Source organism: Stenotrophomonas sp. PAMC25021 (assembly GCF_004795795.1).
Lineage (GTDB): Bacteria > Pseudomonadota > Gammaproteobacteria > Xanthomonadales > Xanthomonadaceae > Stenotrophomonas > Stenotrophomonas muris.
In genome coordinates this window covers 3,616,092-3,637,658 of record NZ_CP039255.1, presented here as the reverse complement: position 1 = coordinate 3,637,658, position 21,567 = coordinate 3,616,092, and the positions used below count along the sequence as shown (strand labels likewise).

Sequence of the window (21,567 nt, the reverse complement as noted above, 5' to 3'; positions counted from 1 at the left end):
CTGAGAGCCAATCCACCCCTGCTGGATAGCCGCCACGCATGAATCCGATTGTCCGCTGGTTCCACCAACTCGGTTCGCCCCCCACGTTCGACCGTTTCGCTGCCCGCTGGTCGCGGGTGTTCTACCTCGCGGCGGTGCCGGTGCTGCTGGTCGGCATGTGGCAGGCGCTGCTGGTGGTGCCACCGGAAGCCAAGCAGCTGGACAGCTTCCGCATCCTCTACATCCACGTGCCCAGTGCCTGGATGAGCCTGTTCGTCTTCGCGCTGATGGCGCTGTATGCGGCCATCGCACTGGTCTGGCGGATCAAGGTCTGCGAGATCCTGGCCATGGCCTGCGCGCCGATGGGCGCCGGCTTCACCCTGATCACCCTGTTGACCGGCAGCATCTGGGGCAAGGGCACCTGGGGCACCTGGTGGGACTGGGACCCGCGCATGACCAGCGAACTGGTACTGCTGTTCCTGTACCTGGGCGTGATCGGCCTGTACCACGCCATCGAGGACCGCCGCAGCGCCGCGCGCGCCGCTGGCCTGCTGGCCATTGTCGGTGTCAGCCTGCTGCCGGTGATCCGCTACTCGGTGGACTGGTGGGGCGGCCTGCACCAGCGCCAGTCGATCAACGTATTCGGTGAATCGGCGATCAGCAGCGCGATGATCGCGCCGCTGTGGTGGATGGTGATCGGCACCAAGTTCTGGTTCGCCGGTTCGGTGCTGGCCAAGGCCCGCGCCGACAATCTCGACCGCGAGGCCGGCAAGGCCTGGGTCGGCGGCCGCGTCGATGCCGGACGCCCGGCCCGGGAGGCCCAGCCATGACCCACCTGCCCTATGTGATCGGTGCCTACGCGGTGTTCGTGCTGGTGCTCGGCGCCGATGCCATCGGTTCGTGGCTGCGCCTGCGCGTGGCGCGCCGGCTGGCACTGGCCCGCCAGCAGCGCCAGCAGACCCGCGCCGGCAGGCAGGACGCAGCGACGCCGTTGTCGACGGAGCTGGAACGATGACCCCGGTACAGCGCCGCCGCCTGGTGTGGGTGCTGCTGGCCCTGCTCGCCTCCGGCCTGGCCACCGCACTGGTGGCGATGGCACTGGAGCGCAACATCGCCTACCTGTACACGCCGTCGGAAGTGCTGCGCGGCGATGTCGATGCACAGTCGCGCTTCCGCCTCGGTGGCATGGTGGTGAAAGGTTCCTTCAACCGACCGGTCGGCTCGCTGGAGGCGCGCTTCGAGGTGACCGACGGCGACGCGCAGCTGGCGGTGACCACGTCGCGGATCCTGCCGGACATGTTCGCCGAAGGCACGGCGGTGGTCGCCAGCGGCCGCCTGCAGGACGGCACCTTCGTCGCCGACGAGGTGCTGGCCAAGCACGATGAGAAGTACGTGCCGAAGGAAGTGGCCGACAAGATGGGCGACGCCCATCGCAAGCACGACGTGCCGATGACGGCACCCGAGGTGCGCTGAGTGCTGCCCGAACTGGGTCAGATCCTGCTGCTGTGCGCGTTGCTGGCCTCGCTGCTGCAGGCCGGCCTGCCGCTGGTCGGTGCGCATCGCAACAACACCGCGTGGATGGCGGTGGCACGGCCGGCCGCGTTCGCACAGCTGCTGTTGCTCGCCGGCGCTTTCGCGGTACTGACCGCCGCGTTCGTGCAGCAGGATTTTTCGGTGCGCTACGTGGCCGAGAACTCCAATTCGCTGCTGCCGATGGTCTACCGCTACTCGGCGGTCTGGGGCGCGCACGAGGGCTCGCTGCTGATGTGGGCGCTGGTGCTGGCGCTGTGGACCGGCGCGGTGGCGCTGTTCTCGCGGCACTTGCCCGCACCGGTGCAGGCGCGCGTGCTGGCGGTGATGGGCGTGGTCAGCGTCGGCTTCCTCGCCTTCCTGATCTTCACCTCCAACCCGTTCCTGCGCCTGAACCCGGCACCGCTGGAAGGCCGCGACCTCAATCCGCTGCTGCAGGACCCGGGGCTGATCATCCATCCGCCCATGCTGTACCTGGGCTACGTCGGCTTCGCGGTGCCGTTCGCCTTCGCGGTTGCCGCACTGCTGGAAGGCCGCGTCGACGCACGCTGGCTGCGCTGGACGCGGCCATGGACCAACGTCGCCTGGGGCTTCCTGACCCTTGGCATCGCGCTGGGCAGCTGGTGGGCCTATTACGAGCTGGGCTGGGGCGGCTGGTGGTTCTGGGACCCGGTGGAGAACGCCAGCTTCATGCCGTGGCTGGTCGGTGCGGCATTGATCCATTCGCAGGCCGTCACTGAAAAGCGCGGCACCTTCGGCAGCTGGACCCTGCTGCTGGCGATCGCCGCCTTCGCGCTGTCGCTGCTGGGCACGTTCCTGGTGCGCTCCGGCGTGCTGACCAGCGTGCATTCGTTCGCCGCCGATCCCTCGCGCGGCTTGTTCATCCTGGTGTTCCTGTCGGTGCTGGTCGGTGGCAGCCTGCTGCTGTACGCGCTGCGTGCCAGCCAGCTGAGCGTGGATGCCGAGGACCCACGCCGTGGCTTCACCGCCACCTCGCGCGAGACCCTGCTGCTGGCCAACAACCTGCTGCTGGCCACCGCCTGCGCGATGGTGCTGCTCGGCACGCTGTACCCGCTGCTGGCCGATGCGCTGTCGCTGGGCAAGATCTCGGTCGGCCCGCCCTACTTCGGCAGCCTGTTCCTGCTGCTGATGGCACCGATGATCCTGCTGCTGCCGTTTGGCCCGCTGGTGAAATGGCAGCGTGACCAGCCCTCGCGCGCCTTCGCGCTGCTGGCACCGTGGCTGGGCCTGGCGCTGCTGCTGGGCGCGCTGGCCTGGTGGCAGGCGCCGCAGAACGGCTGGAAGGCCGGCATCGGCGTGGCCGCTGCGGCCTGGGTCGCGCTCGGCACCGCACGCTTCGTCTGGCAGCGCCTGCGCGGCAATGGCCGCTTCACCGCCGAAATGCTCGGCATGATCGTCGCCCACGCCGGCATTGCCGTGTTCCTGGCCGGCGCGCTGCTGGTGGAGGCGCTGAACGTGCAGCGCGAAGTGGCGCTGGCACCGGGCCAGCAGCTGGTGATCGGTCGCCACGAAGTGCGCTTTGAGGGCGTGGACCATCGCGAAGGCCCCAACTTCATCGCCGACCGCGGCCGCCTGCGCGTGTTCCGCAACGGCCGCGAGCTGGCCCTGCTGCACCCGGAGAAGCGCCAGTACGCCAGCGGCGGCCAGGTGATGACCGAGGCCGGCATCGATGCACGCTTCAATGGTGATGTCTACGTGGCATTGGGCGAGCCGCTGGGCAACAATGCATGGGCGGTCCGGGTGCACATCAAGCCGTACGTGCGCTGGATCTGGCTGGGCGCGCTGTTGATGGCCCTGGGCGGATTCATCACCGCCGCCGATCGCCGTTTCCGTCGTCCGTAGGAGTTCCCATGTCCGAGTCCCCCACCCCGCGTCCCTCCCGCCCGCTGCCGCCGGTAGCCATCGTGATCGGCGTGCTGTTCTTCTTCGGCCTGCTCGGGCTGATGATCTACGGGGTGATGAAATCAGGCGATCCGCAGCGCGACGTACTGCCGTCGGCACTGATCGACAAACCGGCGCCGGCATTCGCGCTGCCGGTGCTGCACGACCCGGAAATGATCGTGCACAGCGACGACCTGCGCGGCGCGCCCTACCTGCTGAACGTGTGGGGCAGCTGGTGCGCGGCCTGCCGCGAAGAACACCCGGTGCTGACCCGCTTCGCGGAAAGCAAGCGTGTGCGCGTGATCGGCTACAACTGGAAGGACGACCCGACCGACGCGCTGCACTGGCTGGAACAGCTGGGCAACCCGTTCATGGTCGTGCTCAGCGATGTCGAGGGCCGTACCGCGATCGACTGGGGCGTGACCGCCGCACCGGAAACCTTCCTGGTCGATGGCAGCGGCATCGTGCGCTGGAAGTACAGCGGTGCGATGACCCAGCGCGTGGTCGACGAGAAGCTGATCCCGGCGCTGCAGAAGATCGAGAAGGCCCAGGGCAGTGCCGGCAACACCCTGCATACGGCGCCCTGAACCCATGCGCTGGCTGCTGGCGTTGCTGCTCCTGATGCTGCCGCTGGCCGCGCTGGCCCAGCAGCCGCTGCACGATCCGCAGCCGCTGCAGTTCCGCGATGACGCCGAGGAACGCCGCTTCCATGACCTGGCCGCGCAGCTGCGCTGCGTGCAGTGCCAGAACCAGTCGCTGGCCGATTCGAACGCGCAGATCGCCCAGGACCTGCGCCGCGAGGTGCTGCAGCTGATGCAGCAGGGCCACGACGACGCACAGATCAAGCAGTTCCTGGTCGCGCGCTACGGTGAGTTCGTGCTCTATCAACCACCGTTGCAGCCGGGCACCTGGCTGCTGTGGGGTGGCCCCCTGCTGGTGCTCGGCGCCGGTGCACTGGTAGTGCTGGGCATCGTCCGCCGACGTGGACGCACCGTCGGCGCGGCGCCGGCCGGCAAGGCCGATGAAGGAGACGAATGGTGAACCATTGGCTGCCGATGCTGGCCGGGCTGGTCGCCGCGCTGATGGCAGCGCTGGTGCTGTGGCCACTGCGCCAGCGCGGTCGGCGCGGTTTCGTGGTCGGCGTGCTCGCGCTGGGCGTGGCCGGTGCCTGCCTGTATCTGCTGGTCGGTGACCCAAGGGCGGCACAGGTACAACCGACCCCGTCGGCAGCCACCCTGCGCGATGGCGTGCAGGCACTGCAGGACGCACTGGAGCGCGACCCGCAGCGTGCCGACGGCTGGGCATTGCTCGGCCGTTCGCAGGCCGAACTGGGCAACGCCGCAGCCGCGGCGGATGCCTTCGCGAGGGCCGCCGCATTGGCACCGGAAGATCCGGGCGTGCTGGTGGAAGCCGCGCAGGCGCGCGCGCAGGCTGATGCCGGCAAGCAGTTCGATGACACCGCAATGGCCTGGTTGCAGCAGGCGCGCGCACAGGCTCCCGATGCCGAGCGCGCCAGCTGGCTGCTGGGCATCGCCCTGCGCCAGCGCGGAAGGAACGCCGAGGCCGCGGATGTGTGGAGCGGCCTGTTGCCACGACTGGAGCCGGGCGCCGCGCAGGCGCTGCAGGCACAGATCGCCCTCGCGCGCGAGGCCGCTGGCCAGGCGCCCGATGCTGGCGCTGCGGCGCCACCGGCGCTGCTGCAGGTGCGCGTGCAGCTGCCGGCACTGAAGAACGCCGAGTGGCCAGCCAGCACCCAGGTGTTCGTGCTGGCCCGTGCCGTCGGCGGCCCGCCGATGCCGGTGGCCGCTCGCAAGCTGCCGCTGAGCGGATTCCCGGACACGGTCGGGCTGGGCGACGGTGACAGCCCGATGCCGACCGCACCGCTGTCGGCCCATCGCGAAGTGGAAGTGGTGGCACGCATCTCGCGCAGCGGCAGCGCCAACCGCAGCGAGGACGACCTGCAGAGCGTTCCGGTGAAGGTAAGCCTGCCCCACGACGGTGTTGTGGAGCTGCGCTTCCCTTGACCTGTAGAGCCGAGCCCATGCTCGGCTGCCCGGCGCCGGCAACTCAACCGCAGCCGAGCATGGGCTCGGCTCTACAGTAGATCCACGCCATGCGTGGATGCGACGGTCCGGTCCGCGTCCATCCATCCATGGAAACCAGCGTGTCGCCAGCTCCACATGCAGCCCCGCTAGAATGACTGCATGACCGAATTCATCCCGCCCGGCACCCGCTTCCACGCCCTGCCCTCGCCGTTCCCGTTCAAGCGCGGTGGCGCCCTGCACGGCGCACGCGTGGCCTACGAGACCTGGGGCACGCTGGCCGCTGACGCCAGCAATGCGATCCTGATCGTGACCGGCCTGTCGCCGGATGCGCATGCGGCGGCCAACGAGGCCAATCCGGCGCCGGGCTGGTGGGAAGCGATGGTTGGCCCCGGCAAACCCATCGATACCCGCCGCTGGTTCGTGGTCTGCGTGAATTCGCTGGGCAGCTGCAAGGGATCGACCGGCCCCGCCTCGATCAACCCGGCCAGCGGTGAGCCCTACCGCCTGGACTTCCCCGAGCTGTCGATCGAAGACGGCGCTCGCGCCGCGATCGAAGTCGTGCGTGCGCTGGGCATCGCGCAGCTGGCCTGCGTGGTCGGCAATTCCATGGGCGGGATGACCGCGCTGGCCGTGCTGATGCTGCACCCGGGCATCGCGCGCAGCCACGTCAACATTTCCGGCAGTGCGCAGGCGCTGCCGTTCTCGATCGCGATCCGCTCGCTGCAGCGCGAGGCCATCCGTCTCGACCCGCGCTGGAATGGCGGCCACTACGACGATGCCGAGTACCCCGAGTCCGGCATGCGCATGGCGCGCAAGCTGGGCGTGATTACCTACCGCTCGGCACTGGAATGGGATGGCCGCTTCGGCCGCGTGCGGCTGGATTCGGACCAGGCCGACGACGATCCGTTCGGGCTGGAATTCCAGGTGGAAAGCTATCTGGAAGGCCACGCACGGCGCTTCGTGCGTTTCTTCGATCCCAACTGCTATCTGTACCTGAGCCGTTCGATGGACTGGTTCGACCTGGCCGAGTACGCCGACGGCGACGTGCTGGCCGGGCTGGCGAAGATCCGGGTGGAGAAGGCACTGGCCATCGGTGCCAACACCGACATCCTGTTCCCGGTGCAGCAGCAGCAACAGGTCGCCGACGGCCTGCGTGCCGGCGGTGCCGATGCGCGCTTCATCGGCCTGGAATCGCCACAGGGCCATGATGCCTTCCTCGTCGATTTCGAGCGTTTCGGTCCGGCCGTGCGCGGCTTCCTCGACGCGCTGTAAGTGGCGTGGCGGCGTAACCTCGCGCTGGCCGCCTTCGGCGCGCTGACCGCCTTGATGATCAGCGGTGTGCTGCCGTTGTGGCTGGGTGGCTGGTGCCTGCTGGCCAGTGCGGTGTCGTTCGGTCTCTATGGCCATGACAAGCGCGCGGCGCAGCGAAAGCGATGGCGCATTCCCGAGCGCACCCTGCAGCTGCTGGCCTTCGCCGGAGGCTGGCCCGGCGCGCTGCTGGGCCAGGCGCTGTTCCGCCACAAGCATCGCAAAGCCGCATTCCAGTGGGTGTTCTGGCTGTGCGTGCTGGCCAACGTGGCCTCGATCGCGGTGATGCTGCGCGAGTTCTCCCATTGACCGGCCTGTAGAGCCGAGCCCATGCTCGGCTGGCTTGCTTCCGGAGCCGAGCATGGGCTCGGCTCTACAGTAGATCCACGCCATGCGTGGATGTGCCGACCAAGGTCGGCATCTACCGAAGCACTTCGCGCTCCAACACCCCATCGCGCAACCGGTACTGCGCATCGACCACGCCTTCGGGCAGGTCGTCGTGGGTGATCATCAGCAGGCTGCGCCCGTCCAGCAACCCGGAAAGGTCCTGCAACAGCGCACGTGCGGTATCCACGTCCAGGCCTTCGGTGGGTTCGTCCAGCAGCAGGATCGGCGCATTGCGCAGCAGCGCGCGCGCCAGTGCCAACCGCCGCGCCTGGCCGGCCGACATCGTCGCGCCGTTCTCGCCCACCCAGGCCTGCAGGCCACCGTTGCGCTCGGCCCAGTCCCCCAGGCGCACGCGACGCAGGACCGCCCACAACGCGGCATCACGGGCGTCGGGATCCCCCAGCCGCAGGTTCTCGGCCACGGTACCGGCAAACACCGGTGCGTTCTGCGGAAGCCAGGCCAGCTGGCGGTGCCACTCGGCCTGGGCGACGTCGCGCAGGTCGCGTCCGCCATAGGTGATTCGCCCCTGTTGCGGATCCCACAACCGCAGCAGCAGGCTGGACAGCGTGGTCTTGCCACTGCCGCTGTCGCCACGGATCGCGATGCGTTCTCCCGGCGCCAGGGTCAGCTGCAGGCCGGACAACACCGGCCGTGCGGCACTTGGCCACTGGAAGTGCACGTCATCCCAATGCACGTGCGCCGCCTGGGGTACCGGCTGCGGCGTCTGCGGATCCTCCACCGTCGGCGGTTGTTCGACGATGGCCTGCAGGCGGTCAGCAGCAACGCGCCCGGACTGCAGCGACTGCCAGGCCAGGCCCATGCCGGCCCAAAGTTCGATCAGCGCCACGGTCAGGAAGACGAGGCCCGCGGCCATTTCCGGCGCGATGTGCTGCTGTTCGGTGGCGTGCAGAGCCAACGCCAGCATCGCCACCAGGCCCAGCCCCGCCACCAGGCCGTGCAGGGTCGAGGCCGCGATCAGGCGCCAACGCCGACGACGATCACGCGAGGCCAGCTGCTTGGCGGCCACGCGTACCTTCAGCTGCCAAGCCGCATCGGCATGCAGCGCAGCCAGGTCACCGGCCCCCTCCAGCCCTTCGAATGCAGCGGTGCGCAACGCCGCGCGGTGCGCGGCACGATCGGCCTCTTCGTCGTCATGGCCACGCACGCCCAGCCACGGCACGCCGAAGGCGACCAGCAGCGCCAGCACCGCCAGCAGTACCGCCGCCGAGGGCAGGATCAGCGCTGCCGAGGCAACCGCCACCAGCGACAGCGCGCCCAGCGCCACCAGCGGCCCGATCGCACGCACCAGCAGCCCATCCACTTCGCCGATGTCCCCCAGCAGCCGCGCCAGCAGCTCGCCGGTGCGCGTGGCGCCCAATCGTGCCGGCGCCAGTGGCAGCGCGCGGCGGAAGAACCACACGCGCAGGTCGCGGGCGATGCGCAGCGTGGCATCGTGGCCGACCAGCTTTTCGAAGTAGCGCGACACGATGCGCGCCATGGTCAGGCCACGGATGCCGGCCGAGGGTGAGAAGAAGTTGAAGCCCTGGCCGAGGCCGGCCGCACCGGCCAGCGCGGCCGCCGTGAGGAAACCACCGGACAGGCCCAGCAGCGCCGTGCCGGCCAGCATCGTGGTCCACAGCAGCAGCAGGGTCAGCAACAGGCGCGGCCGGTGCCGCAGGAATATCGCGCGCAGCGAATCAGGCGAACGGCTCATGCGCGCACCGCCTGTGCCGGCTCGACCAGGCGGCCTTCCGGCAACAGCAGGCAACGATCGGCCCAGGCGATCACCGCCGGGCTGTGGGTGGCGACCACTACGCTGCGCCCGCGTGCATACGCGGCCAGACTGCGCAGCAGCGCCGCCTCGGTATCGGCATCGAGGAACGCGGTGGGTTCGTCCAGCAGCAGCACCTGCGGGTCGCGCAGCAGCAGGCGGGCCAAGCCGATGCGGCGCGCTTCGCCACCGGACAGGCCGAAACCACGCTCGCCGATCACCGTATCCAGCCCCTGCGGCAGGCGCTGTGCGAACTGCAGTACCTGCGAGGCCTCGGCCACCGCGCGCAGGCGCGCATCGCTGGCGCCGGGATCGGCCAGGCGCAGGTTGTCGGCGATGCTGCCGTGGAACAGGTACGGTCGCTGGCTGGCATAGGCCACCTGCACGCCGGGGCGCAGCTGCAGCTTGCCGGCACGCGGCGGCAACCAACCGGCCAGCGCCTCCAGCAGCGTGCTTTTGCCGGACCCGCTGGGACCGACCAGGGCCAGGCGCTGGCCCGGCTCCAGCAGCAGGTCCAGATCCCGCAGCACATCCTGCGGCGCCCCCAACGGGCGCAGTACCAGTCCTTGCGCCTGCAGTGGCGGCAAGGCGGCCTCGGCCGGCTCCACCGCCAGCGGCGCAACCTCGTTCTCGATCAGGCCCTGCTCGTCCGGCAGCGACTGCAGCAGGCGTTCCACTTCGGCGGCGGCGGCCAGTGCATTGGCGCGATCGTGGTAGTGCGCAGCCAGCCGTCGCAGCGGCGCATAGAACTCCGGCGCCAGCAGCAGGCAGAACAGGCCCGCACCCAGCGTCGGCACCGCTGCATGCAGCGACATCATGCCCAGATAGCTCAGGCCCAGGTACAGCGCCACCATCGCCACGCTCACCGAGGCGAAGAATTCCAGCACGGTGGACGACAGGAAGGCGATGCGCAGCACCTTCAGGGTGCGCACGCGCACGCCTTCGGCGGCGGCCTCGATGCCGGCCAGTTCGGCTTCGCCGCGGCCATACAGGCGCAGCAGGCCCAGGCCCTTGATGCGGTCGGCGAAATGGCCGCTCATGCGCGCCAGTTCGCCCAGCTGCGCGCGCCCGGCGGCTTCAGCGCCCCAGCCCACCAGCATCATGAAGAACGGCACCAGCGGCGCGGTGAACAGCAGGATCAGCGCCACCACCCAGTCCACCCAGGCGACAGCGGCCAGGATCAGCAGCGGCACCACCACCACTTCGGTGCGCACCGGCAGGAAGCCGCTGTAATAGCTCTCGATCGCATCACCGTGATGCAGCATCAGTTCGCCCAGTTCACCGGTGCGGCGCTGCCGCAGCCAGAGCGGGCCCTGGCCCAGCAGGCGCGCGAACACGCGTTCGCGCAGTGCCAGCCGGGCGGCGTCGGCCACGTCACCGGCGGCGGCCTGGGTGGCGCTGCCCAGCAGGGTGCGCAGCACCAGGATCACCGCCAATCCCGCCAGCACCGGCAGGCCAGAGGCCAGCGGCACGCGCTCCACCAGCACCTGCTGCACCAGCCAAGCGATGGCGGCAGCCTGGCCGATCAACAGCGCGCCGGACAGGCTGATGCACAGCGCGGCCAAGCGCTGGCGGCCCCGGGCGGAGCGTGCCAGGTCGGCCAGCCAGGCCGTGCGCACACGCCGCTGGCGGGCGGTTTCAGCTTCCGGGGACAGGCCGTCAGGGGTCGTTTCGGCAGCGCTCAAGAGGTCTTCACGGGCAGCGGGGGAGACACGGCATTGTAGGCGCAGGCAATAGCCCGCCCCTGCGGCCGGCGGTCGCAGTCTTCATCAGGTTGGCATACGATCAACCGGGGCACCTGTTCATACATTGATCTGGATCAAGGCTGTTTGAAGTAGTCGGTCACATCATTCACGTCGTAGACCACCCTTCCCGCCACCTGCAACGGCACTATCCAACGAGGTAGCCAGGCCATGATTGATCAGACAGTCGTAGAACTGTCGCGGCTGCAATTCGCGCTGACCGCGATGTACCACTTCCTATTCGTACCGCTCACCCTCGGCCTGTCCTTCATGGTGGCCATCATGGAGAGCGTGTACGTGATGACCGGCAAGGAGATCTGGCGCAGGATGACCCTGTTCTGGGGCGTCCTGTTCGGCATCAACTTCGCCATGGGCGTTGCCACCGGCATCGTCATGGAATTCCAGTTCGGCATGAACTGGTCCTACTACAGCCACTACGTGGGTGACATCTTCGGTGCGCCACTGGCGATCGAAGGCCTGATGGCGTTCTTCCTGGAAGCGACCTTCGTCGGCCTGTTCTTCTTCGGCTGGAACCGCCTGAGCAAGGTCAAGCACCTGATGGTGACCTGGCTGATGGCGCTGGGGACCAACCTGTCGGCGATCTGGATCCTGGTGGCCAATGGCTGGATGCAGAACCCGACCGGCGCGGTGTTCAACCCGGAAACCATGCGCATGGAAGTGGTCGACTTCATGGCGGTGGTGTTCAACCCGGTGGCGCAGGCCAAGTTCGTGCACACCGTCAGCGCCGGCTACGTGACCGGTGCGGTGTTCGTGATGGCGATCAGCGCCCTGTTCCTGCTGCGCAACAAGCACAAGGACCTGGCCCGTCGTTCGTTTGCGGTGGCCGCGGCGTTCGGCCTGCTGTCATCGCTGTCGGTGGTCGTGCTGGGTGACGAGAGCGGTTACGCCGCCAGCGAACACCAGAAGATGAAGCTGGCCGCGATCGAGGCGATGTGGGAGACCGAGCGTGCGCCGGCCGACTTCACCGCCTTCGGCATCCCCAACCAGGAGACTCACCAGAACGACTACGCGGTGAAGATCCCCTACCTGATGGGCCTGATCGCCACCCGCTCGTTGAACCAGCCGATTCCCGGCATCCTGGAACTGGTCGAGCGCGCCGAACACCGCGTGCGTGGCGGCCAGCTGGCCTACGGTGCATTGGAACGCCTGCGCGCCAACAAGAACGACGTTGAAGCGCGCGAGATGTTCGACCGCCACTGGCAGGACCTGGGCCACGGCCTGCTGCTCAAGCGCTATCGCGATGACATCCTCAACGCCACCCCGCAGGAGATCTCGCAGGCGGCGATGGACACGGTGCCGCGCGTGATGCCGTTGTTCTGGACCTTCCGCGTGATGGCCGGCCTGGGCTTCTACCTGATCGCCTTCTTCGCACTGGCCTTCTACTACTCGTGCCGCAACAACTTCCAGGACAAGCGCTGGTTCCTCAAGCTGGCCCTGTGGACGCTGCCGGCACCGTGGATCGCGATCGAGTGCGGCTGGTTCGTGGCCGAGTATGGTCGCCAGCCGTGGGCGGTCGATGGCGTGCTGCCGACCTTCTATGCGGCGTCGGGCCTGGCCCTGCATGAAATCGTGCTGACCCTGGCCGGCTTCACTGCCATCTACACCGCGCTGATCGTGGTCGAGATCAAGCTGATGCTCAAGGCGATCCGCAAGGGTCCGGACGAGGTGCTGCCGTCGCTGCAGTCGCCCCAGCCGCATGCTTCCCACAATGCCTCGGCGCCGGCCGCCGGCCAGGCCTGAGGCAGGAGAACCAAGATGGATTTCATTCTTCTGGACTACACCACGCTGCGCGTGATCTGGTGGCTGCTGCTCGGCATCCTGCTGATCGGTTTCGCCGTGATGGATGGTTTCGACCTGGGCGTGGGCACCCTGCTGCCCTTCGTCGCCCGCAACGACGCTGAGCGCCGGCTGGTGATCAATACCATTGGTCCGGTCTGGGAAGGCAACCAGGTGTGGCTGATCCTGGGCGGCGGCGCGATCTTCGCCGCCTGGCCGCCGCTCTACGCGGTCAGCTTCTCCGGGTTCTACCTGGCGATGTTCGTGATCCTGTTCGCCCTGATCCTGCGTCCGGTCGGCTTCAAGTTCCGCAGCAAGATGCCCAGCGAGCGCTGGCGCAACACCTGGGACTGGGCGCTGTTCATCGGTGGCTTCATACCGGCGCTGATCATGGGCGTGGCGGTGGGCAACGTGGTGCTGGGCGTGCCGTTCCACTTCGATGACAGCATGCGCATCTTCTACACCGGCTCGTTCTTCGGCCTGCTGATGCCTTTCGCACTGCTGGCCGGCCTGCTCAGCGTGTCGATGCTGGTCGCCCACGGTGCCGCCATGCTGGTGCTGAAGACCGACGGCCCGGTGGCCGAGCGTGCGGCCCGCTTCGGCAGCATCGCCGCGATCATCGCTTTCGTGCTCTTTGCGGTCGGCGGCGCCTGGGTGGCCTTCGGCCTGCCGGGTTACCAGATCACCTCGCAGGTGGTCACCGACGGCGCCACCAATCCGCTGCTGAAGACCGCCGAACTCGGCGCCGCCGGTGGCTGGATGCGCAACTACAGCACGATGCCGGCCACGATCCTGGCCCCGCTGCTCGGCCTGGCCGGCCTGCTCGCCAGTGCGGTGCTGCTGCGTGCCCGCCGCGGCGGCCTGGCCTTCATTGCCTCCGGTGCGGCCATCGCCGGCATCATCCTGACCGTCGGCTTCGCCATCTTCCCGTTCCTGCTGCCGTCCTCGAGCCAGCCCACCTCCAGCCTGACCGTGTGGGATGCCTCGTCCAGCCACCTGACCCTGTGGATCATGCTGCTGGCCACGGCGGTGTTCCTGCCGATCATCCTCGCCTACACCACCTGGGTGTACCGCGTGCTGAAGGGCAAGACCACCACCGAAGAGATGGGCAACAACCCGAACGCGTATTGATTGCTTGCACGTGTGCCGACCAACGGTCGGCACCTACCCGGAATGAAGGAGACTGATCATGTGGTATTTCGCCTGGATTCTCGGTGCCGGCCTCGCCTCGACGGTGGCCATCCTCAACGGCATGTGGTTCGAAGCCCGCGAGCAGAACCGCATCGAGAAAGAAAATCGTCGCTGAGCTGTAAAAAAACCTTGCCGCCTTGGCCTTCACACGGTATCTTAGGCGGCTCCTTCGGGGTGTAGCTCAGTCTGGTAGAGCGCTACGTTCGGGACGTAGAGGTCGCAGGTTCGAATCCTGTCTCCCCGACCACTTCGGTGGTCGCATTGAAGCCTGGTGAAGTCGTCCAGGCTTTTTTGTTCCCTGAAGTGGCACTGCTTCGGCAGTGTGAAGAAAACAGCATTCACCCCTTGCCGCCATCGGGGTGAATCGCTAGAATAGGCGGCTCCCTTCGGGGTGTAGCTCAGTCTGGTAGAGCGCTACGTTCGGGACGTAGAGGTCGCAGGTTCGAATCCTGTCTCCCCGACCACTTGGGTGGTCACCAAGAAGCCTGGAAGACATCACTGTCCTCCGGGTTTTTTTGTATCAGGCACCTGGCCGCCCGCATGACGGGACCTTGCCGGAGCCCGCACGTACAATGGCCGCGCTGCCGGCCCGCCAGCAGCCCCTCCCCCACCTGCCGCTTCGGCGTAGACCGATGCCGGCGCTGCATGCCATTGCCCCGGCGTGCGACACCTGCAAGGACCACCGATGAGTTCCTCCCCTTCCGATTCGCCGTCGCTGCTGCACGGCCGCGTCCTCGCATTCGCCGCGATCCTGCTGGCAGCGATCAACCTGCGCACCGCGGTCACCTCGATCACTCCGCTGCTGGACGTGCTCGGCCAGCAGTTCGGTTTCGGTACCACCATGACCGGCGTGCTGGGCATGCTGCCGACCGCGTCGTTCGCACTGTTCGGCGTGGCCACGCCGGCACTGGCGCGGCGCCTCGGGCTGGAGCGCACCACGCTGCTGGCGATGGTGATGGCGATGGCCGGCCTGCTGCTGCGTTCCAGCGCCGGCAACGTCGGCACGCTGCTGTTGGGTTCGGTGGTGGCACTGGCCGGCATGGGCATCGGCAACGTGGTGGTGCCGCCGCTGGTGAAGCGCTATTTCGCCAACAAGGTCGGCACCATGAGCACGCTCTACATCAGCGTGCTGCAGCTGGGCACGATGCTGCCGGCACTGCTGGCGGTGCCGGTGGCCAACGCCGCAGGCTGGCGCGTGTCGCTGGGCATGTGGGCGCTGCTGGCGCTGGCTGCCGCACTGCCGTGGCTGGTGCTGGCCACGCGCGCGCCGAAGCCGCAGTCCGACGTGTCCGATCCGACCGCGCAGCCGCACGGCAAGGTCTGGCGCACGTCACTGGGCTGGAGCATGACGCTGATGTTCGGCATGACCTCGCTGATGACCTACTCGATGTTCACCTGGCTGCCGCGCATCGTGGTCGAGGCCGGCGGCACGCCCGCGTTCGGTGGCGTGATGGTCGCCGTGTTCTCGGCGCTGGGCCTGCTGCCATCGCTGGTCATTCCGTCGATGGCGGTGCGCATGCAGAACCCGTTCCCGCTGGTGCTGATTGGCTTCTTCTCGTTCGTGATCGCCTTCACCGGCCTGCTGCTGGCACCGATGAAGGCCCCCCTGCTGTGGGCCTGCCTGCTCGGCGTCGGCCCATCCACCTTCCCGCTGGCACTGACCCTGATCAACCTGCGCACCCGCACCCCGACCGGCTCGGCGGCGCTGTCCGGCTTCATGCAGGGCGTGGGCTACAGCTTCAGCTGCCTGGGCCCGTTCCTGGTCGGCTGGCTGCACACGGTCAGCGATGGCTGGACCCTCCCGTTCAGCTTCCTGTTCGGCTGCGCCGCCCTGATGCTGTGCGCCTCGTGGGTGGCCTGCAAGCCGCGCAAGCTGGAAGATCTCTGGTAAGCCACGTGGGGCCCGCAACCGGGCCCACCTACCATTCGTCAGCCCGTCTGCGCATTTTGACGCCGGGCTGACAATTCCGGGCGGATAGTGCCCACGAATGCCCATCCTTGCCGCGTGCCGGCATCGGGCATGGGGGCGGCAGCGCCGCCCGGGCCACCACTCGGTGTGCGGGGGACTTCGTTTCAGACAAGACATCGCAGGTCGCTGTCCGGGTTGTATCCGTCTTCGCTGGGCGGGAATGCACGAAGGGAGTGACGCGGGCCACGGCCACGCCAAAAGCTGGCATGTGATGTGCGTCACATTTTTCAGGTTGTCTGGTTCGGAAGCCAAGGGGGTCCCCAATGGTTGTCCACCGCCGGCTGGCGCTCTGCGTCGGCCTTGCCTGCACCGCCCTGGCCTGGGCGAGCAGCGCTGCCCCGCCCGACCGCGAAGCAGCGTTGGCCGAGATCGGCCGCTATCGAGACCAGGCGCGTTGGCTGGACGCCCTGGGCGCGATCGAGCGCGCCAGCCAACAGCAACCCAACGACGACCTGCTGTTCAAGCTGCGCGTATTGACGCTGGGCGACATCGGCAACGCCTGGCGTGCGTGGGAGCTGTACCAGCAGCGCCCGCAACTGTTCGACGCTGCGCAGAAACAGCGCCTGGAAGGCGACTACCTGGCCAAGCTGGTGGTCTGGAGCCTGGCCTACAGCAGCAGCGAGGACAGCCGCCTGGAAGAAGCCGAATCGACCCTGGCCCGCATGCAGCGCTACCTCGGCGGCGAAGGCACCCCGCCCTCGCAGGCACCACTGCGGATCCGCATGGACCGGCTGATCCTGCTCAACCGGCTGGGCCGCCATGCACAGGTCCGCGAGGAAGCGCGGGCACTGCAGGCCGAAGGCCACACCCTGCCCGACTACGTGCTGCCCGCAGTGGGCGATTCGTTGATGGGCACCCTGCACCCGGAAGAAGCCATCCCGGTGCTGCAGGCGGCCGTCGCTGGCGACCCGACGCGCGACGCCTCGCATTCGGAACTGGCTTACGCCTACCTGGAAAGCGAGCAGCAGGAAAAGGCCATCGACCTGCTGCAGGCATGGCGCGACAAGGAGCCGGCGTGGCGCTGGAGCAACGGCAAGTCGCCGTACGCGAACTGGTCGCGCTACGAGGCCGATCTCAACCTGGCGATGGTGCGCGCCTACAGCGGCGACCTGCACACCGCGCAGCACGACCTGGAGTCGATGGTCGAGATCGCACCCGGCAACGGCGGGCTGCAGAGTGCGCTGGGCAGCGTCTACATGATGCGCGGCTGGCCACGCCGGGCGCTGCAGCGCCAGCAGATGGCACACGCGCTCGATCCGCGGGACATCGAACCGCGGCTGGGCATGGAAGAGGCCTATGTCGCCCTGCAGCGCGACGACCTGGCGCGGCCGCTGCACGATGACCTGGTCGCACGCTACCCCACCCAGCCGGCAGTCGAACGCATGGACCAGGCCTGGCGCGCGCATCGCGGCTGGCAGCTGAAGGCATGGACCGACATCGGCCGCAGCTCCGGGGGCGGTGGTACTTCGCCCCTGGGCAACAACGACCGCCACTACGGCGTGGACGTGGAGACGCCGGTCCTTGATGACCGCTGGCGGTTGTTCGCCCTCGCCGACCGTCGCGTGACCGACTTCCAGGACCAGCGCATCGATCCCCTGTGGCTGGGTGCGGGCGTGCGTTACCGCTTCGGGCAGCTGGATGCGGAAGCGGCGGTCCTGCGCGCCAATGATCACATCGGCGACACCGGCCTGCGCGTCGGCGTCGGCTGGCAGTTCAACGATTCCTGGCACGCCGGCGTGGTGGTCGCACGCAATGACCCGGAGGCCTCGATGCAGGCGCGCGCGGCCGGCATCACCGCCGACAGCGTGAGCGCACAAGTGGACTACCGGCGCAGCGAGCTCACCCACTGGACGTTCGGCGCGAGCCGCTTCCGCTATGACGACGGCAACCACCGCGAGCTGTTCGGCACCAGCGTCCAACAGCGCCTGCTGACCCGCCCACGCTGGCTGGTCGATGGCCTGGCCAGTGCCTACACCAGTCGCGGCAGCCGCGATGATGCGCCCTACTTCAACCCGAAGCGCGACCGCATGGTCGAGATCGGCCTGCGCATCGACCAGCAGCTGTGGCGGCACTACGAGCGCCACTTCCGGCACCGGCTGACCGTCTCGCTGGGCGACTACTGGCAGGACGGCTTCGGCAGCGCGTTGGTGCCGTCGGTGTCCTACATGCACGAGTGGCAGCTGGGCCCTGGCCGCGTGTTCGAGTATGGCGTGCGGTGGTCACGACCGGTCTACGACGGCCATCGCGAGCGCCATATCGGCTTCGAAGCCGCATTGCGCTGGGGAGACTGACATGGCCCGCTTCCTGCGACTGATCGTGCTCCTGCTGCTGGCCTGCGTGCCACCGGCGTTCGCGCAGCAGCCCCTGCATCTTGATGCGATCGACAACGGCCTGCTGATCCTCAGCTACCACGACATCCGCGACAAGGTGGCCGCCAAGGGTGATGCCGATTCCTATGCGGTGAGCACGCAGAACTTCGCCGCGCACCTGGACTGGCTGGGCGCGCACGGCTACCACCCGGTTTCGCTGTCGCAGCTGATCGAGGCCTCGCAGGGCCGCGCCACGCTGCCTCCCAAGCCGGTGCTGCTGACCTTCGACGATGGCCTGCGCAGCGTCTACGACAAGGCCTTCCCGCTGCTGCAGGCCTACCACTACCCGGCCCTGGTGGCGGTGATCACCGATTACGTGGACATGGCACCGGGCCGCACCATCGACTACGGCTACCGCCCGTTCGGCCACGATGACTTCGTGACCTGGGCGCAGCTGAAGCAGATGCACGACAGTGGCCTGATCGAAGTGGCCAGCCATACCGACGACCTGCACCACGGCGTGCTTGCCAATCCGCAGGGAAACTCCACGCCCGCCGTGGTCACCCGCATCTACACCCCGGCCACGCGCAGCTACGAGAGCGGGACACAGTATGAGCAGCGCCTGCGCACTGATCTTTCGCGCAGCGTGCAGCGCATCCAGCAGCACCTGGGCGTGCGCCCGCGCGCCATCGTCTGGCCATATGCCGCGTACAACCAGTTGAGCAACGACATCGCCGAGCAGCTGGGCATGCCGGTTTCGTTCGACCTGGAAGGCCGTAGCACGCCAGTGGCCCGCGACCTGCACGGGCTGGCACGATTGCTGGTGAGCAACAACCCGACCGTGGAAGGCCTGGCCTACGAACTGCGCCGAGACGTGGCGCTCGATGGCATCCGCGCCCTGCAGATCGATCTGGATGATATGTATGACCCGGATCCAGCCCAGCAGGCACGCAATCTCGATGCATTGATCGAGCGGGTCAAGCGCATCGCGCCGACCCATGTCTATCTGCAGGCCTTTGCCGACCCGGACGGCAACAACACCGCCGATGCGCTGTATTTCCCGAACCGGCACATGCCGATGCGGGCGGACCTGTTCAGCCGCGTCGCCTGGCAGCTGAAATCCCGCGCGGGCGTGAAGGTCTACGCGTGGTTGCCAGTGCTCGGCTTCGAACTGCCCGACCCGGAGCAGCGCAAGGTGCTGGCGATCCGCAATGGGGATGCCGACGGCATGTACCGGTTGGATTTCACCAACCCGAAGGCCAGGCAGATCATGCTCGACATCTACGAGGACCTGGCGGTCAATTCCTACTTCGAAGGCCTGCTGTTCCATGACGACGGCTACCTGCGCGACACCGAGCTGCCCGCCCTGGCGGCCGGCGAAGATGGCAGCGCACGTACCCAGGCACTGATCGACTTCACCCTGGCCCTGCGCAACAGCGCGCAGCGCTGGCGGCCGAAACTGGCAACGGTGCGCAACCTGTATGCCGAGCCGGTACTCCGCCCGCAGAGCGAAGCCTGGTTCGCGCAGCGCCTGGACCTGTTCAACAAGGCCTACGACCAGACGGCGCTGATGGCGATGCCGTGGATGGAAGGCAGCAGGCACCCCGAGCGCTGGCTCGACCAGTTGCTGGCCGCGGTACGCGCGCACGACCCGCAGCTTCAGCACACGCTGTTCGAGCTGCAGACCGTCGATTGGCGCAGCGGGCAGCCGATTCCCGCCGGGCGCCTGCGTGCGCAGATCCGCCAGTTGCAGGCGCAGGGCGTGCACCACTTCGCCTGGTACCCCGATGACTTCATCGCCGACCAGCCCTCCACCCGCGATGCCCGCGCGGCAATGTCCGCCGGCAACTTCCCGTACCCGGAGAAGTGACGTGGACATGCATCCGCTGCTGCAGGTCCTGTTCCAGTTCGCCTTCTACTACCCGATGGTGATGGCGTTCTTCTGGATGTCCGGTGGCCTGTACTACTACTTCCGGCGCGAGCGTCACTCACGTCCGCGCAACGATCCGCCCTTGATGATCGCCCCTCCCTTCGCGACCTTGCTGGTGCCCTGCCACAACGAAGCAGAAAACCTGGACGACACGCTCACTGCGGCGCTGGCCCAGCGCTACCCCGCCGATTACGAAGTGATCGCCATCGACGATGGCAGCAGCGATGACACCGGCGCACGGCTGGATGCGCTGGCGGCAAGGCATCCACGGCTTCGCGTGCTGCACCTGGACCGCAACCTGGGCAAGGCCAATGCGCTGCGCATGGGCGCACTGGCCGCACGCTCGGAGTACCTGGTGTGCATCGATGGCGATGCGATGCTGGAAGAGCATGCACTGCACTGGATGGTCTGGCACCTGGTCAGTGGCAACCGGGTCGGTGCGGTCACCGGCAACCCGCGCATCCGCAACCGCTCCACCCTGCTCGGACGCCTGCAGGTGGCGGAATTCTCCTCGATCATCGGCATGATCAAGCGGGCACAGCGCGTGTATGGCCGCATCTTCACCATCTCCGGCGTGATCGCCGGCTTCCGCCGCACTGCCCTGCACCAGGTCGGCTGGTGGTCGGATGACATGGTGACCGAGGACATCGACATCAGCTGGCGCCTGCAGCGCGCGCACTGGGACATCCGCTACGAACCCAATGCGCTGTGCTTCATCCTGATGCCGGAGACGCTCAAGGGCCTCTGGCGGCAGCGCCTGCGCTGGGCCCAGGGCGGCGTGGAAGTGATGCTGCGCCACGCGCGCTCGCTGCTGCACTGGAAAGAGCGGCGCATGTGGGGCGTGCTGCTGGAGTACGTGTTGAGCGTGGTCTGGGCCTACACGATGCTGTTCATCGTGCTGCTGTGGGCACTGGGCAAGTACATCGAGCTGCCGCCGCAGCTGCATATCGCCAGCCTGCTGCCGGAGTGGCATGGCGTGATCCTGGCGCTGGTCTGCCTGCTGCAGTTCGCCAGCAGCCTGATCATCGACCGGCGTTACGAAACACAGATTGGACGCAATTACTTCTGGGTCATCTGGTACCCGATGGCGTACTGGCTGATCAGCCTTTCCACCACCCTGGTGGCGCTGCCCAAGACGCTGCTGCGCCGTCGCAGCAAGCGCGCCACCTGGACCAGCCCTGACCGGGGGATCCGATGAACGCGCAACGCCCGTCCAACCGCTTCGACTCGCGGATGATCCGCAAGCCGCATCGCCAGCCACACTTCCAGCGCACGGCCTGGGGCTTCGTCACCCTGGCGTTCTGGGGCTTCTACTTCTATCTGTGGGCCCCCCTGGTGACCCTGCTCTCGTGGTTGATCGGTGGCCAGCTGGCCTGGCGGCAGCTCTACGAACGGCAGAACCAGTTCGACCCGTACGTGCTGGTCGCGCTGCCATTGATGCTGCTGTGCGCCAGCGTGCTGCTGATCGCCTGGGCCGAGTACAACCGCGCCCGCTTCCGTGGCCGCGAACGCCGCCTGCCGCGGCCCCTGGCCAGCCTCAACGAAGTGGCCGCCGATCTGGGCGCCAGCACCGGGCTGGCCGAACGCCTGATGGGCTGCAAGGCCGCCACGCTGCACATGGATGATCACGCACGGCCGGTCGGCATCCGCCGCGAGGTGGTGTAGCTGCCGACCTGGGTCGGCGCTTGGGCCTGGTGGGTGCCGACC

19 protein-coding genes and 2 tRNA genes are annotated in these 21,567 nt (G+C 67.9%); 19 read left to right on the top strand and 2 right to left on the bottom strand.

What is annotated here, in order from left to right:
• The first annotated feature begins 38 nt into the window (after positions 1-38).
• The 9 genes from ccmC (at position 39) to E5790_RS16790 (ending at position 7,073) form a co-directional block, all read left to right on the top strand.
• The gene (gene ccmC / locus E5790_RS16830; protein WP_032960090.1) at positions 39-809 is read left to right on the top strand and encodes a heme ABC transporter permease CcmC; all 771 of its coding nucleotides are present in this window, start codon (positions 39-41) and stop codon (positions 807-809) included.
• A complete protein-coding gene (gene ccmD, locus E5790_RS16825; RefSeq protein WP_019660476.1) occupies positions 806-994 on the top strand; it encodes a heme exporter protein CcmD in 189 nt (62 codons plus the stop codon). Before ccmC ends, ccmD begins: the two co-directional genes overlap by 4 nt.
• Positions 991-1,452 (top strand): cytochrome c maturation protein CcmE, encoded by a 462-nt coding sequence (gene ccmE, locus E5790_RS16820; protein ID WP_075076334.1) that lies wholly within the window; start codon positions 991-993, stop codon positions 1,450-1,452. Before ccmD ends, ccmE begins: the two co-directional genes overlap by 4 nt.
• Positions 1,453-3,372, top strand: coding sequence for a heme lyase CcmF/NrfE family subunit (locus tag E5790_RS16815; RefSeq protein ID WP_111205998.1), 1,920 nt, complete (start codon positions 1,453-1,455; stop codon positions 3,370-3,372).
• 8 nt (positions 3,373-3,380) lie between these two features.
• The gene (locus tag E5790_RS16810) at positions 3,381-3,998 is read left to right on the top strand and encodes a DsbE family thiol:disulfide interchange protein (protein ID WP_014647766.1); all 618 of its coding nucleotides are present in this window, start codon (positions 3,381-3,383) and stop codon (positions 3,996-3,998) included.
• A 4-nt stretch (positions 3,999-4,002) separates the two neighbouring features.
• Positions 4,003-4,452: a cytochrome c-type biogenesis protein gene (locus E5790_RS16805; protein WP_005417657.1), complete on the top strand. Its 450-nt coding sequence runs from the start codon at positions 4,003-4,005 to the stop codon at positions 4,450-4,452.
• The gene (locus E5790_RS16800) at positions 4,446-5,435 is read left to right on the top strand and encodes a cytochrome C biogenesis protein (protein ID WP_111205997.1); all 990 of its coding nucleotides are present in this window, start codon (positions 4,446-4,448) and stop codon (positions 5,433-5,435) included. Before E5790_RS16805 ends, E5790_RS16800 begins: the two co-directional genes overlap by 7 nt.
• A 180-nt stretch (positions 5,436-5,615) precedes the next feature.
• On the top strand, positions 5,616-6,728 hold the full coding sequence (locus tag E5790_RS16795; RefSeq protein WP_111205996.1) for a homoserine O-acetyltransferase: 1,113 nt from the start codon (positions 5,616-5,618) through the stop codon (positions 6,726-6,728).
• Positions 6,729-7,073, top strand: a complete 345-nt coding sequence (locus E5790_RS16790; protein WP_014647770.1) for a DUF1294 domain-containing protein — start codon at positions 6,729-6,731, stop codon at positions 7,071-7,073.
• 112 nt (positions 7,074-7,185) lie between these two features.
• Here E5790_RS16790 and cydC read toward each other — a convergent pair whose 3' ends face one another.
• Positions 7,186-8,865: a thiol reductant ABC exporter subunit CydC gene (cydC, locus tag E5790_RS16785; RefSeq protein ID WP_111205995.1), complete on the bottom strand. Its 1,680-nt coding sequence runs from the start codon at positions 8,863-8,865 to the stop codon at positions 7,186-7,188.
• Positions 8,862-10,607 (bottom strand): thiol reductant ABC exporter subunit CydD, encoded by a 1,746-nt coding sequence (gene cydD, locus E5790_RS16780; RefSeq protein ID WP_111187912.1) that lies wholly within the window; start codon positions 10,605-10,607, stop codon positions 8,862-8,864. The genes cydC and cydD overlap by 4 nt, the downstream gene beginning before the upstream one ends.
• 228 nt (positions 10,608-10,835) lie before the next feature.
• On the opposite strand from cydD, the gene E5790_RS16775 reads away from it, so the two are divergent.
• The 10 genes from E5790_RS16775 (at position 10,836) to pgaD (ending at position 21,525) form a co-directional block, all read left to right on the top strand.
• On the top strand, positions 10,836-12,425 hold the full coding sequence (locus tag E5790_RS16775; protein WP_005410352.1) for a cytochrome ubiquinol oxidase subunit I: 1,590 nt from the start codon (positions 10,836-10,838) through the stop codon (positions 12,423-12,425).
• Positions 12,426-12,440: 15 nt separating this feature from the next.
• Positions 12,441-13,592, top strand: a complete 1,152-nt coding sequence (cydB, locus tag E5790_RS16770; protein WP_014647773.1) for a cytochrome d ubiquinol oxidase subunit II — start codon at positions 12,441-12,443, stop codon at positions 13,590-13,592.
• 58 nt (positions 13,593-13,650) lie between these two features.
• Entirely contained in the window at positions 13,651-13,767 is a 117-nt protein-coding gene (cydX, locus tag E5790_RS16765; RefSeq protein WP_005410354.1) for a cytochrome bd-I oxidase subunit CydX, read from the top strand.
• 55 nt (positions 13,768-13,822) lie between these two features.
• A tRNA-Pro gene (locus E5790_RS16760) sits at positions 13,823-13,899 on the top strand.
• 140 nt (positions 13,900-14,039) lie between these two features.
• A tRNA-Pro gene (locus E5790_RS16755) sits at positions 14,040-14,116 on the top strand.
• A gap of 221 nt (positions 14,117-14,337) precedes the next feature.
• A complete protein-coding gene (locus E5790_RS16750; RefSeq protein ID WP_032956113.1) occupies positions 14,338-15,543 on the top strand; it encodes an MFS transporter in 1,206 nt (401 codons plus the stop codon).
• A 341-nt stretch (positions 15,544-15,884) separates the two neighbouring features.
• Positions 15,885-17,912: a poly-beta-1,6 N-acetyl-D-glucosamine export porin PgaA gene (gene pgaA, locus E5790_RS16745; protein WP_032956114.1), complete on the top strand. Its 2,028-nt coding sequence runs from the start codon at positions 15,885-15,887 to the stop codon at positions 17,910-17,912.
• 1 nt (position 17,913) lies between these two features.
• Positions 17,914-19,800 carry a poly-beta-1,6-N-acetyl-D-glucosamine N-deacetylase PgaB gene (gene pgaB, locus E5790_RS16740; protein ID WP_014647776.1) on the top strand — a complete coding sequence of 629 codons (1,887 nt, stop codon included), beginning with the start codon at positions 17,914-17,916 and terminating at the stop codon, positions 19,798-19,800.
• 7 nt (positions 19,801-19,807) lie between these two features.
• Positions 19,808-21,058 (top strand): poly-beta-1,6-N-acetyl-D-glucosamine synthase, encoded by a 1,251-nt coding sequence (pgaC, locus tag E5790_RS16735; protein ID WP_181454188.1) that lies wholly within the window; start codon positions 19,808-19,810, stop codon positions 21,056-21,058.
• A complete protein-coding gene (pgaD, locus tag E5790_RS16730) occupies positions 21,055-21,525 on the top strand; it encodes a poly-beta-1,6-N-acetyl-D-glucosamine biosynthesis protein PgaD (protein ID WP_014647778.1) in 471 nt (156 codons plus the stop codon). The genes pgaC and pgaD overlap by 4 nt, the downstream gene beginning before the upstream one ends.
• The last annotated feature ends 42 nt before the right edge of the window (positions 21,526-21,567 follow it).